The sequence below is a fragment of the Shewanella surugensis genome, assembly GCF_023284005.1.
In the GTDB taxonomy this organism is placed as follows: domain Bacteria; phylum Pseudomonadota; class Gammaproteobacteria; order Enterobacterales; family Shewanellaceae; genus Shewanella; species Shewanella surugensis.
The window spans coordinates 23361-36467 of the sequence record NZ_JAKIKS010000001.1 but is presented as its reverse complement, the minus strand read 5'-3'; the positions used below and the strand labels follow the sequence as shown (position 1 = coordinate 36467).

10 protein-coding genes and 1 pseudogene are annotated in these 13107 nt (G+C 43.4%); 3 read left to right on the top strand and 8 right to left on the bottom strand.

Going from position 1 to position 13107, the window contains the following annotated elements:
• Window positions 1–24 precede the first annotated feature (24 nt).
• The gene (locus L2764_RS00160) at window positions 25–2616 is read right to left on the bottom strand and encodes an Ig-like domain-containing protein (RefSeq protein WP_248938212.1); all 2592 of its coding nucleotides are present in this window, start codon (window positions 2614–2616) and stop codon (window positions 25–27) included.
• 268 nt (window positions 2617–2884) lie between these two features.
• Here L2764_RS00160 and L2764_RS00155 point away from each other — a divergent pair.
• Window positions 2885–3013: pseudogene (locus tag L2764_RS00155) on the top strand (tRNA epoxyqueuosine(34) reductase QueG); the annotation flags it as partial.
• 70 nt (window positions 3014–3083) lie between these two features.
• On the opposite strand, the gene fba reads toward L2764_RS00155, so the two are convergent.
• The 6 genes from fba to L2764_RS00125 form a co-directional block, all read right to left on the bottom strand.
• A complete protein-coding gene (fba, locus tag L2764_RS00150; RefSeq protein ID WP_248938211.1) occupies window positions 3084–4148 on the bottom strand; it encodes a class II fructose-bisphosphate aldolase in 1065 nt (354 codons plus the stop codon).
• A 142-nt stretch (window positions 4149–4290) separates the two neighbouring features.
• Window positions 4291–5499: a phosphoglycerate kinase gene (locus L2764_RS00145; protein WP_248938210.1), complete on the bottom strand. Its 1209-nt coding sequence runs from the start codon at window positions 5497–5499 to the stop codon at window positions 4291–4293.
• Between the two features lie 39 nt (window positions 5500–5538).
• Window positions 5539–6576, bottom strand: a complete 1038-nt coding sequence (epd, locus tag L2764_RS00140) for an erythrose-4-phosphate dehydrogenase (protein WP_248938209.1) — start codon at window positions 6574–6576, stop codon at window positions 5539–5541.
• Between the two features lie 411 nt (window positions 6577–6987).
• Window positions 6988–8979, bottom strand: coding sequence for a transketolase (gene tkt / locus L2764_RS00135; RefSeq protein ID WP_248938208.1), 1992 nt, complete (start codon window positions 8977–8979; stop codon window positions 6988–6990).
• Between the two features lie 260 nt (window positions 8980–9239).
• Window positions 9240–9641, bottom strand: a complete 402-nt coding sequence (locus tag L2764_RS00130) for a hypothetical protein (protein ID WP_248938207.1) — start codon at window positions 9639–9641, stop codon at window positions 9240–9242.
• Window positions 9642–9667: 26 nt separating this feature from the next.
• A complete protein-coding gene (locus L2764_RS00125; protein ID WP_248938322.1) occupies window positions 9668–10399 on the bottom strand; it encodes an MFS transporter in 732 nt (243 codons plus the stop codon).
• 390 nt (window positions 10400–10789) lie between these two features.
• Here L2764_RS00125 and metK point away from each other — a divergent pair, with 390 nt between their 5' ends.
• Both metK and L2764_RS00115 read left to right on the top strand, forming a co-directional pair.
• The gene (gene metK, locus L2764_RS00120; RefSeq protein WP_248938206.1) at window positions 10790–11944 is read left to right on the top strand and encodes a methionine adenosyltransferase; all 1155 of its coding nucleotides are present in this window, start codon (window positions 10790–10792) and stop codon (window positions 11942–11944) included.
• Window positions 11945–12081: 137 nt separating this feature from the next.
• A complete protein-coding gene (locus L2764_RS00115) occupies window positions 12082–12513 on the top strand; it encodes a GNAT family N-acetyltransferase (RefSeq protein WP_248938205.1) in 432 nt (143 codons plus the stop codon).
• A gap of 38 nt (window positions 12514–12551) precedes the next feature.
• Here L2764_RS00115 and L2764_RS00110 read toward each other — a convergent pair whose 3' ends face one another.
• The gene (locus tag L2764_RS00110) at window positions 12552–13100 is read right to left on the bottom strand and encodes a GNAT family N-acetyltransferase (protein ID WP_248938204.1); all 549 of its coding nucleotides are present in this window, start codon (window positions 13098–13100) and stop codon (window positions 12552–12554) included.
• Between the last annotated feature and the right edge of the window lie 7 nt (window positions 13101–13107).

Below are 13107 nucleotides of genomic sequence, written 5' to 3'. Positions count from 1 at the left end.
AGTGAAATATTCGTGATGTAATATCTAAGGTGTAATCGAGGTTTCAATTAAACTCTTAAAAGGCGTCGGTAATAACGCGTCAGCTACAGCACTCGCATCTCCACCAGCATTACTCTGACCCCATACGATCACCTGGCCATCTTCTCTGACAGCGGCAAAGGAGTAGTTAGTCGAATAGACCTTCTTCACATTAAACAACGTGCCAGCAACGTCACTGATGTCACCACCGTAATTAGGGTCCCCCCACGTCACCACGCTGCCATCATACTTTACGGCAACAAAAGCTAACCTATTTGAATAAACCGCTTTTACGTTAACCGCTACCTGTGCAACGTTATTGCCTAGCTCATCTGGATTCCCCCACAGCATCACACTGTTATCCTCTTTTAACGCGACAAAGTGATTGTCATATGAATAGATACCTTTAATATTATTCAACAGCCCCATCACAGCACTGCTATTACCACCAGACACCCTTGCTCCCCAGCTCACCGCAGTACCATCCTGCTTCAGTGCGGCAAAGGCGGCCTTATTAGAATAAATGGCTATGACACCATCATTGAGTTTACTGGCCACACTGCTGCTGTCTCCTCCATTATCATCATTTCCCCATGTAATGACGGCGCCATCCTGTTTTAGTGCCGCAAAGGCATCATTCGTTGAATAAACAGCTTTGACCCCCATCAATTGGCTTTCAATACTGCTGCTAATATTACTTTCAGGCCAAGCCACCACGCTGCCATCGCCCTTGACGGCGATAAACGCATTATTAGTCGCATAGATTACTTGAACATCTGTCAAGTCAGGCGCCACGTTGAGACTATCACCACCAGAATCAACAGCTCCCCATGTCACCACCGTGCCATCGGCTTTTAGGGCAGCAAAAGCCTCGCCAGTAGAGTAAATGTGTTTAATATTAACAAGTTTGTCCGTGATGGCACTCGTGTCACCACCAGATTCACTTCTGCCCCATGCCACTGCACTAGCATCGTCCTTCAGCGCGACAAAAGCGGCGTTATTGGCATAGAGTGCTTTGACATTCACCAGTTTATCAGCCACCGCACTGCTGTCACCACCAGTATCCATATCCCCCCATGTCACGACAGTGCCATCCTCTCTTAATGCCGCCAAAGCATATGTAGTTGACTCAATTGCCGTAACATCAGTCAGCTCACTAGCGACACTGCTACTATCACCACCAGTATCCATCTCCCCCCATGTCACGACCGTGGCATCGGCTTTTAAGGCCGCGTAAGCACCGTAATTTGCATAAATAACCACCTCAGTTGGCCCGTAAACCACATGCTGACTGGGCACCACTTGAGCCTGATCCCCGACGACTGCGACCTCTAAGCGAATATAATGCGCCGCATCACTCGCATGGGGCATATAAACGGCCTCAGTGCTCACAGTCAAGTCATTAACAATCCAGGTATAGGCATAGTCTTCAGTAAGACAGCTCGGGCACGTCACCTTAGCCGCGAGTGAACCATCGGCCAAGGTCTCAATCGTGATATCGGTAATTTCAGCCAGCACAGGGCTCACTTCTATGGTGACTTTACCCTGTGCTTCTCCGCCCTTACCGTCACTGATCACGTAAATAAAATAATCTATGCCTTGAATATCATCAGGGCTATAATGAATGAGTGTGTCTCCGACTATGGTCGCGCGCTCATTTGCCGTATAAAGATGACTCAGACTCAATTCATCGCCGTCGGCATCATTAATCAGCTTAAGGGCAGATAAATCAATCTCCCAGCTTGCCTCTTTTCCACCTGATATGACATGCGCATAATCTTGGGCTGTCGGGACGATATTAGGCTCCAATGGACTCATATCGCTCGAGATCACTGTGATATACCCCAAAGCATAACCTCCGCGGCCATCCTCGATACTGTATATCGCTTGCTCTCTGCCAATAAACCCTTCAGCAGTAAAAGTCACCTGCTCACCATTACCCAATAAAGCAAAACCTTCAGAATCAGCCATTAAGCCAAGGATAGTCAATGTGTCATCATCACTGTCGCTGATATAATCACGTAAGTCAGTGCTAATCACATCATCCCCCCAGGCTTCAAGATTAATATGCGCCGCAACCGGTGGATTATTGTTGGGAGCTGTGCCACTCACCGCAATCGCTATATATGAGCTCACTGTGACGCCATTAGCACTCACGGTATAGTTAATCGTGCCTACGCCTGCAGCATTAGTATGGTAATCAAACGTCATATCCGTTTGCTTAGACAATACGCCTAACATCGCCTTATCTTCTAGCTCAATCAATTGCCAATCATTGATATTGTTATCCATCAAAATTTGTGTTAAATCAAGATATAAAATGTCACCTTGCTTTGCCGTAACAATATAAGGCAAGGCGGTAAGCCTAATATCATCACTGCCTTTGCTACCAGTGTCATCAGAAACAGTGTCATCAGAAACAGTGTCATCAGAAACAGTGTCATCAGAAACAGTGTCATCAGAAACAGGGTTATCAATAACATCAGGTCTATCTGTCTGGCTATCATTGTCGCTTCCACAGCCCGTCAATGACAGGGCCAGCACAGCAATCAAGGCAAACAAGCGTGGTGATTGAGACTTGGTATAATAATTAATCATGATAATACCTTTACATTCAACAGTTTAAGTAATTCCATTTAATGACGATGTCTTGCACAAAGGCCCTGATTCTAAAATACTTATTTTAAAATGAGTAAACTGAATAAAGCAGGGATATTAGTTAAGTGACTCACTCACAAATCCAAGGGTTACCGCCATATGAGAGAAAATAATAGCAGAAGATGAGGCCGCTTAAATGGGCTTTGAGTATGATATTGATCTGATCTAATGAATAGAATTTAAATAAGTGTCATACTTTAGTATTGGTGATGATTGTCAGTTGGTGTGTCCTGTCCATAGCGTTGCACCATTAACGGTTTAAAGTGACTTTCATACCCGCTTGGAGCTAAAACAACCTGAATTATTAACCTTGTTTGCTTGGAGTGACACGCAGTTTTCAATCTGGTTGTTAAAAGAGCATCTGAGTACGATGCTCTTAAGGGCGCTAGTCATAATAACCAAAGATCTTAGTTAATTTGTGGGTCTAAATTACCTGCTTGATAAGCTTTGTACATGGCTTGCAGTGACAGAGGTTTAATTTTAGAGCCCATGCCGGCACTGCCAAAGGCTTGATAGCGTTCAGTACAAATGGCGGCCATGGCATCCATTGAGGCTTTTAAGAATTTACGTGGGTCAAATTCACTTGGGTTTTCAGCCAAAAATTTACGCACAGCGCCCGTTGAGGCTAAACGCAGATCCGTATCAATATTGACCTTACGTACCCCATGTTTAATCCCTTCAACGATTTCTTCTAAAGGCACGCCGTAGGTCTCGGGGATAGCACCGCCGTATTGGTTAATGATCTCTAACCACTCTTGGGGTACAGAGGATGAACCGTGCATCACTAAATGCGTGTTAGGAATACGCGCATGAATTTCTTTGATACGATCGATTCTAAGTACATCACCGGTCGGTTTGCGGCTAAATTTGTAGGCCCCATGACTGGTGCCGATAGCAATCGCTAAAGCATCCACATGGGTATCGGCCACAAAACGTGCCGCTTCTTCAGGAGTCGTCAACATTTGATCTTCGCTTAAGATCCCTTCAGCGCCAATGCCGTCTTCTTCACCGGCTTGCCCGGTCTCTAAGCTGCCTAAACAACCTATTTCGCCTTCAACCGATACGCCGCAAGCGTGAGCGAAAGCCACCGTTTTACGGGTGACATCGACGTTGTATTCATAAGAGGCGGGGGTTTTTCCGTCAGACATCAAAGAGCCATCCATCATCACTGATGACATGCCTAGCTGAATGGAGCGTTGACACACATCGGGATGAGTGCCGTGATCTTGATGGATACAAACTGGAATATCAGGATATTGCTCTAATGCGGCCGCCATCAGGTATTTTAAAAACTGGGGTCTGGCATATTTACGTGCCCCCGCAGAAGCTTGAACGATGACTGGGCTGTCACAGGCTTCGGCAGCTTGCATAATGGCGCGCATTTGTTCTAAATTATTGACGTTAAAGGCAGGTACGCCATATCCGTGTTCAGCTGCATGATCTAACATTTGACGCAAAGAAATTAAAGCCATTTTGTGCTCCAAGTAGTAGGGTGACAAAGGTTATTAGCGATGTCCATTATCGTGATACTCAAGTCGTTTGGATAGATTGTTGTGCTCAGGTAGTGAGTGGTCCCACTTATCACTGAGCACGATTTTTTATAATATTGTTTTGCTAGTTAACTTGTTTGTGTTTGCTATTGAGTGACTCGCTGCCGCGGCTTTCTAACATGGCCACAGCGGGTAATTCTTTGCCTTCGAGAAATTCAAGGAAGGCACCGCCACCGGTGGAGATATAAGAGACTTGATCGGCGATACCGTATTTATCGACGGCTGCAAGTGTATCACCCCCACCAGCGATGGAAAATGCTTTTGACTCTGCTATCGCTTTTGCAATACGTTCGGTGCCCGCACCAAATTGATCAAATTCAAACACGCCGACGGGGCCGTTCCAAACCACAGTGCCAGCCTTACTGATAATGTTAGCCAGTACTTCACTGCTGTCTGGGCCAATATCAAAAATCATTTCATCGCTGGTGACATCAGCAACTTTTTTTAATGTTGCTGTTGCCGTTGGACTAAATTTATTGGCAACGACGACATCGGTCGGGACGGGAATACTGCCGCCTCGGCTTTGTGCATGACTGACTAAGCGCTTAGCTTCATCGACTAAATCGGCTTCATATAACGATTTACCGACGCCGTGACCCGCTGCGGCAATAAAGGTATTGGCGATGCCGCCGCCGACAACAAGTTGATCCACTATGCCTGATAAGCTTTCTAATACAGTGAGTTTACTTGAGACTTTAGAGCCACCGACAATGGCAACCATCGGACGGGCTGGGTTATTAAGCGCTTGACCAAGGGCATTGAGCTCACCGGATAATAGTGGACCCGCGCAAGCAATCGGGGCATGTAAGCCAACACCATGAGTAGAGGCTTGGGCACGATGTGCCGTACCAAATGCGTCCATCACATAGACATCACAGAGGGCCGCCATTTTTTGCGCTAATGTATCATCGTTGATTTTTTCACCAATATTAAAACGAACATTTTCAAAGACCACGACTTCACCGACATTGCTCTTGACACCGTCAAGGTAATTACTCGCTAAACGGACGGGGCAATCTAAGGCATTATTGAGGTAATCGGCAACCGGTTTCAGAGAGAATTTAGCGTCAAACTCGCCTTCTGTTGGACGGCCAAGGTGAGACATCACCATCACGGCTGCGCCTTTTTCAAGGGCGAGCTTAATCGTGGGTAAGGCTGCACGCAGGCGAGCATCGCTGGTGACTTTTCCGTCACTGATAGGGACATTGAGATCTTCACGAATGAGTACACGTTTAGATTGAAGATCTAAATCACTCATATTAATAATAGCCATGACGTAAGCTTCCTTTAAGGTTTAAGAAATCGTTGAATTCTATGGGTTCGTATGGGTGAGATCCCTGCGTTTGGCATGGATCATGGCTAAACTGGTGTCGAGCATGCGATTAGCAAACCCCCATTCGTTATCACACCAAAGTAAAAGTTTAATTAAATGGCCAGCACTCACACGGGTTTGCGTTGCATCGACCACGCTGGAGCGGGGATCATGATTAAAATCACAAGACACTAATGGCTCATTGGTGTAGCCGACAATGCCGTTAAATTGCCCCAAGGTGGCTTCGAGTAATACGCTATTGATAGTGTCAATATCAACGCACTTTTCGAGTGTTAAAGATAAGTCGATAGCCGTCACATTGATGGTCGGTACGCGAACGGAGATGGCTTCAAACTTATCTTTCATGTGCGGTAAAATACGTTCAATACCACGAGCCAGTTTAGTGTCGACAGGAATGATAGATTGGCCTGCTGCACGACTACGACGAAGATCGTCATGATAAGCGTCGATGACTTGTTGATCGTTCATGGCCGAATGTATGGTGGTGATGGCGCCACTTTTGACCTTGAAATGCTTATCCAATACATCGATAACGGGAATGACGCAATTAGTGGTGCAAGAGGCATTAGAAACGATAGTATGTTGGGCCGTTAATTCTTGTTCATTAACCCCGTAAATGATAGTGGCATCGACATCTGCACTAGAGGGGTTGCTGATCAGTACTTGCTTAGCCCCAGCGATAATATGGGCATGACAAGCTTGTTTGCTGTTTAACACGCCTGTGGCTTCATAAACAATATCAATATCCATGGCTTCCCAAGGAAGCTTAGAGGCGTCGACTTGATGCAGTAAACTGATGCTATCATCACCAATCTGCATTTGATTGTCTTGCAGTTTTACTTGAGTATGAAAACGTCCGTGGGTGGTGTCATATTGGGTTAAATGCACCATGGCTTCGGGTTTAGCCAGCTCATTAATAGCCACTATTTGTATTTTATCGCGTTTATCAGACTCATAAACAGCACGAAGAATAGAGCGTCCTATACGGCCATACCCATTAATTGCGACTCGGATCATGATGCTTTATTACCTTTATTCTCAACGTTCAATTCTTAATGCTGCTTGAGTATATCTATTTTTTACGAGAGATAAAATAACGGCCTACTCTAAGGTAAGCCGTTTGATACCCAAGCCACCTGAAGATGCAGGATCCAGCTGGAATTAAAAGCCTTCATAGGCAAGGTCGTTAATTGCTCCCTGCAGCATTAACTGACATTCCCATCATCCATAATGGTCAGCTGAACAGAGTGCCTAGTTATTCTAAGCGGATGTTCAGTAACGCTGCATAAAAGGCTTCCCTCTTTAATGGTAAGAGTCAGCCCATAGGGAGCCAGTAAAAACGTCCACTTTCAGGTAGCTTGGGTATAGATTTAAGATGTTAACAGACATCTTTGTCGTAGCATGCTTAAATCAAGTTGCGCCATTGAGTTAAAGTAACTCTTTAGCGGCGGCAACGACGTTATCGACAGTAAAACCAAACATTTCAAAAAGCTGATTGGCTGGCGCAGACTCACCAAAGGTCGTCATGCCGATGATGCGACCATTGAGGCCCACATACTTATACCAGTAATCGGCAATACCCGCTTCAATCGCGACGCGGTTAGCCACTTGACTCGGTAATACTGATTCTTTATAAGCTGCGTCTTGCTTGTCGAATACATCCGTTGCAGGGATAGAGACAACGCGGGCTTTATGACCTGCGGCGCTGAGTTCTTTTTGTGCCTTAACAGCTAGGTCAACTTCAGAACCGGTGGAAATCAAGATCACATCAGGTGTGCCTTCACAATCGATTAAGGTATAACCACCTTTAGCAACGTTAGCTAATTGCTCACTGCTACGGGCTTGTTGCGTCAGGCTTTGACGAGAGAAAATCAATGCTGTTGGACCATCGTTACGCTCAATCGCATATTTCCAAGCAACAGCTGATTCAACTTGATCACAAGGGCGCCAAGTACTCATGTTAGGTGTTAAACGTAAGGATGCAATTTGCTCAACAGGTTGATGGGTTGGACCATCTTCACCTAGACCGATAGAATCATGGGTATAAACGAAAATAGAACGTTGCTTCATAATCGCCGCCATACGCAGGGCATTACGAGCATACTCCATGAACATTAAGAAGGTTGCACCATAAGGAACAAAACCGCCATGTAGTGCAATACCGTTCATAATGGCAGACATTCCGAATTCACGTACACCATAGTGTAAGTAGTTACCCGATGCATCTTCAGCCGTTATAGGCTTAGAACCTGAGTATATGGTTAAGTTAGACGGGGCTAAATCTGCACTGCCGCCGATGAATTCGGGTAGCATTTTACCATAGGTTTCTAATGCATTTTGTGACGCTTTGCGTGATGCAATATTGGCTGGGTTAGCTTGTAGTTCTTCAATATAGGCTTTTGACTCTGCAGCAAAGTTTGCTGGCAGCTCACCTAAAGTACGACGCTTAAGTTCAGCGGCAAGTTCTGGGTAAGCGACGCTATACGCGGCAAACTCTTTATCCCAAGCTTGCTCTGCTGCAAGGCCAGCTTCTTTCGCGTCCCACTGAGCATAAATATCCGCTGGGATTTCAAAAGGAGCGTGCTTCCAACCTAAAAATTCACGAGCCGCTTGAATTTCAGCATCCCCTAATGGTGCGCCGTGACAGTCATGGCTGCCACCTTTATTGGGCGAGCCGTAACCGATAATGGTTTTACAGCATAACAAACTTGGACGAGGATCGAGTTTAGCTGCTTCAATTGCTGCATTAATGGATTCACTGTCGTGACCATCAACACCGGCAACAACATGCCAGCCGTAGGCTTCAAAGCGTTTTACTGTATCATCAGTAAACCAGCCTTCAACGTCACCATCGATAGAAATGCCGTTGTCATCCCAAAAGGCAATGAGTTTACCGAGACCTAAGGTACCGGCTAATGAGCAGGCTTCATGAGAAATACCTTCCATTAAACAGCCATCACCCATGAAAGAGTAAGTGAAATGGTCGACTACACTGTGGCCTTCACGGTTAAATTGGGCTGCTAATGAACGCTCAGCAATGGCCATGCCGATGGCGTTAGTGATCCCTTGACCTAGAGGACCCGTGGTTGTTTCGATACCTGGAGCATAGCCGTATTCTGGGTGGCCGGGTGTACGAGAATGTAGTTGACGGAACTGCTTTAAATCTTCGATGTGTAAATCATAACCCGCAAGATGTAATAGCGAGTAATGCAACATAGAGCCATGGCCGTTAGATAGAATAAAACGGTCACGGTTAGCCCATTCAGGGTTAGCAGGGTTATGGCTTAGGTGATCACGCCATAAAACTTCAGCAATATCAGCCATGCCCATCGGAGCACCTGGATGACCAGAGTTTGCTTTTTGAACAGCGTCCATGCTAAGTGCGCGGATAGCGTTTGCGAGTTCTTTACGAGATGACATGATCTCTCCTGCTTATATTGAGGTGTAGTCTGCAATTATGGAGGCATATTTTCTCTTACTAGGCTGTAGGACGCAAATGAAATTAGTTATCTTATCGCGCTTTATTCGACTTTTTTTATTAAAAAAGTGATAAATGGTGATTTATTTAAATAAATTCAATATGTTAACTTTTAATGTCGAATCTGATTAAATGATAACAAACTTTACGTAAATGCTAAGAGAGCTGCATTTGCTTCAAAGTGAGTAGAAGTAGTGAAAATTTAGTCAAATTTATAACGAATAAGGGATACGGCGATGAATAATAAAAACACAAAGGAGGTGAACAGGGAAACGAGGGTAAATTGAGTATTAGACAGCATGAGATCCGCTTGAGAAAAGCTATAAAGACTCGAGATTAATGCAAATGAGAAAGTGAGTAAGGCTGCGGCCATACCTTGGCCTTGGGTGATGTTTGCCATCGCAAAACTACTGGACATGGGATTTAAGAAACCAATCGTAAAACTGATAATATAGAGGGCAAGGATAGACAGTATCAAATTTGATCCCGATAAGGATAAAAGGATGCTGCCGAGTAGAAAAATCACCACGATAAAGAGTCGTATTGTCGGTAATGCATTTAAATGGATACCTTTTTTAAAGGTAAATATACCGATAATATACATCAGGCTTAATCCCAGTACGATCCCATTCAGTTGATTGAATATAATTGTTTGATTTCATTTAGTATATTTTGCGTGTTGCCCATGATTGTTTGCATGAAAACAGCATAGCCAATACCTGTTGATAGGGTGTTTAGTACAAAACTTTTTTTAGACAAACAATGCAACAGTGAAGATTTGATATTGTGGATTAAAATCAGTTGTTGCTGATCTTTCTTTAAGATTTTTTGTGAAACAATGAGTAAGCCAATTTCTAAAATGAACATACAATAATAAGCATAATGCCAATCGATAAAAATCATGCCTCGGGCTAAAATAGAAGACAATATTGGCGCAAGAATAATGCAGATAGATATTTTTGAAGTAAAGATTTTAATGGCATTAGGCGCGATGGTATGCCGTAACAGCAGTGCTCGACCGATAGGTGAATAGCAACCCGTTCCCGCGCCGATTAGAATACAGCCAGTATAAAATAAGCTGAGACTATTGGCGTTAGCAAGCAGTAACAGGCCAGATAGAGACGTGATTTGGGCAAATTTCAGTGTAAAGTAAGCGCCAAAAATATCAGATAACAGACTAAAAATGATGGCGGAAAGTGAAAATAAGAAAAACAATAAGCTTATGCCTAAATGTATTTGATTGATACTCACGTCTAATGCCTCTGCAATCGTACTGATCAATGGGATCGATAGCACTAAGGTCATGTAACTGATTAAAGACAACCCATAGGCGAGTAAGTTAAAGGGAGAGCGGGATAACATTCTCAAGTTGATTATGGCCTATTAAAGACTAAATAAAAGTTAATTTAAGTATAGAAAAATATACTTGTAACTCACAAAATAGGTCATATTTTATTGATTTTGGTTCATTTTTACTTTCATAAGTGAACGTCATAGATTATTTTTAAGTGAAGTCATTCATGATATTAGCTTGTCTCCATAATGCTATGGTTGGAAAGTAAGTTAATTCTAACGTTATGATTGTTTATGATTTATTTTTTTATTTTGTTGTTTCATTCTCAATAAAATTGAACTCGTTTTAAGAATTTTTAATGCTTAAGGCTGTTAACTGTTGAGGATTTCTACTAAGATAGACGTCTAGATGTAGATACTTCTACACATTCAAATTGTAATAAGACGGGATTTTCCATAATGGCAAAACACTTGTTTACCTCTGAGTCGGTCTCAGAAGGTCATCCTGATAAAATCGCCGATCAGATCTCTGATGCGGTCCTTGATGCTATTTTGGAGCAAGATCCAAAAGCGCGTGTTGCTTGTGAAACCTACGTCAAAACCGGCATGGTAATGGTTGGCGGTGAAGTCACGACGTCTGCGTGGGTTGATATAGAAGAAATCACCCGTAAAACGGTTCGTGATATCGGTTATGTTCATTCTGATATGGGATTTGATGCTGATTCTTGTGCAATCTTAAATGTGATAGGTAAGCAATCTCCTGATATTAATCAAGGTGTTGATCGTGAAGATCCTAAAGCACAAGGTGCGGGCGATCAGGGTCTTATGTTTGGTTATGCCAGTAATGAAACTGATGTATTAATGCCTGCGCCTGTGACTTATGCGCACAAATTGGTTAAGCGTCAGTCAGAAGTTCGTAAAGATGGTACCTTACCTTGGTTACGCCCAGATGCAAAAAGCCAAGTGACTTTTGCTTATGATAGTGAAGGTAAAATTGCGGGTATCGATGCTATTGTGTTATCGACTCAACATTGTGAGACCGTGACACAAGCCGATTTAATTGAAGGTGTGATGGAAACCATCATTAAGCCTGTTTTACCAGCGCAATGGTTAAGCCGTGACACAAAATATTTCATTAATCCAACGGGCCGTTTTGTTATTGGTGGGCCAGTTGGGGATTGTGGCTTAACGGGTCGTAAAATTATTGTTGATACTTATGGCGGTATGGCAAGACACGGCGGTGGTGCATTTTCGGGTAAAGATCCTTCTAAAGTGGATCGCAGTGCCGCTTATGCTGCACGTTATGTAGCGAAAAACATTGTTGCTGCGGGTCTTGCTGAGCGTTGTGAATTACAAGTGTCTTATGCCATTGGTGTGGCTGAGCCAACTTCTATCAGTATTGAAACCTTCGGTACAGAGAAAGTGTCGCACGACATGTTAATTGAATTAGTGCGACAGCATTTCGATTTACGGCCTTATGGTTTGACTGAAATGTTGGATCTGGCGCGTCCAATTTATCAAGCGACGGCGGCCTATGGACATTTCGGACGCAATGAATTCCCTTGGGAAAAGACAGATAAAGCCGATGAATTACGCAGCGATGCTGGACTTTAGTTTTTTTAAATTTGGGCATTGTAAATGCCTACATTGATGTTATGAAAGAAACCGCCTTTGGGCGGTTTTTTGTTTTTAAGGTCCTGCTTCTTGAATGATAATTGCGTACTAAAAACGGGTTAATGAAGATGTTATGTATGGATAAAAATGAGCTGAAGTTTGATTGGTTAGCAGTAGATGATAGAAGAGACGTAGCCGCTTTTTATCGTCAATTTATGCCTTATGCGAGATTAAACCGTAAAGAAGCCATTGCGGTATTAAAATCAACCAATGAAGAGATTATTGCGAGTGTGCGCTTTAGACCCGTGGGAGAGTTAGTATTACTAACGGGATTGTTAGTGAACCCCACATGGCGAGGACAGAAACTGGGCGCGATACTGATCAAAAATAGCTGTCCCTGCTTAGCTAAAAAATCGATTTATTTGTTTGTTGAAGCTGACTTAGAGCGCTTTTATCAGCATCATGGCTTTCGTGTGTTAAACCAAGGGCCTAATGATATCGAGCAGCTATTGCTTAAATACCAAAAGCAAGGCAAATCCCTGCTTATGATGCAATATTTTGACAATTGAGGTTTTAGTGAGCTGAACATTTAAGACTGCGAATGATGTCAATCTTTTGTGTGGCTAAGCAGTAAGTAATAATCACGATCTTCAAAGCTAAAAAAATCAATGACTTTCATGGATGACTTTTGGGTATGAGCAGCAAAAGATCGTTCATTATCTTCCGAAATAAAGGTTAACATGTAGGGGTATTGATTCGCTATTTGATCCTTCAGTTGCTGAACTAAGCCCTCAAAGAGACCCTGGCCACGATGATCGGGATGGATCCAAATCGGCCCATATTGACAACTATTATTTTTTGTTAGGGTGACTGAATTTAAATCAAGTTGTTTGACTTGTTTTAAAAGGACTTGATAAATAGGCCAGCGTTCAAAGAAAGACCAGCTTCCGGCAATAACGTAAGCGACAATGGCATTCTGTTCTTCTGCTACCCATAAATATTCTTTATCGATCAGTAACGCGAGATCATCTCGACTAAAACTTTGACCCTGCATATTGTTAGCCATTGCTGATGTTGATAGCTCATCTTGGTTGTATTCTTTTTCAAGTAGCGTTAATTGACTAATGTCTCTTGAGTTGGCGGCTCTGATCTTCATTTTGTTC

Coding starts and splice junctions, on each gene's coding strand:
- L2764_RS00130 (WP_248938207.1), bottom strand. CDS start 9,641: ATGTATATTATCGGTATATTTACCTTTAAAAAAGGTATCCATTTAAAT.
- L2764_RS00160 (WP_248938212.1), bottom strand. CDS start 2,616: ATGATTAATTATTATACCAAGTCTCAATCACCACGCTTGTTTGCCTTG.
- metK (WP_248938206.1), top strand. CDS start 10,790: ATGGCAAAACACTTGTTTACCTCTGAGTCGGTCTCAGAAGGTCATCCT.
- L2764_RS00125 (WP_248938322.1), bottom strand. CDS start 10,399: ATGTTATCCCGCTCTCCCTTTAACTTACTCGCCTATGGGTTGTCTTTA.
- L2764_RS00145 (WP_248938210.1), bottom strand. CDS start 5,499: ATGGCTATTATTAATATGAGTGATTTAGATCTTCAATCTAAACGTGTA.
- fba (WP_248938211.1), bottom strand. CDS start 4,148: ATGGCTTTAATTTCTTTGCGTCAAATGTTAGATCATGCAGCTGAACAC.
- L2764_RS00110 (WP_248938204.1), bottom strand. CDS start 13,100: ATGAAGATCAGAGCCGCCAACTCAAGAGACATTAGTCAATTAACGCTA.
- epd (WP_248938209.1), bottom strand. CDS start 6,576: ATGATCCGAGTCGCAATTAATGGGTATGGCCGTATAGGACGCTCTATT.
- L2764_RS00115 (WP_248938205.1), top strand. CDS start 12,082: ATGGATAAAAATGAGCTGAAGTTTGATTGGTTAGCAGTAGATGATAGA.
- tkt (WP_248938208.1), bottom strand. CDS start 8,979: ATGTCATCTCGTAAAGAACTCGCAAACGCTATCCGCGCACTTAGCATG.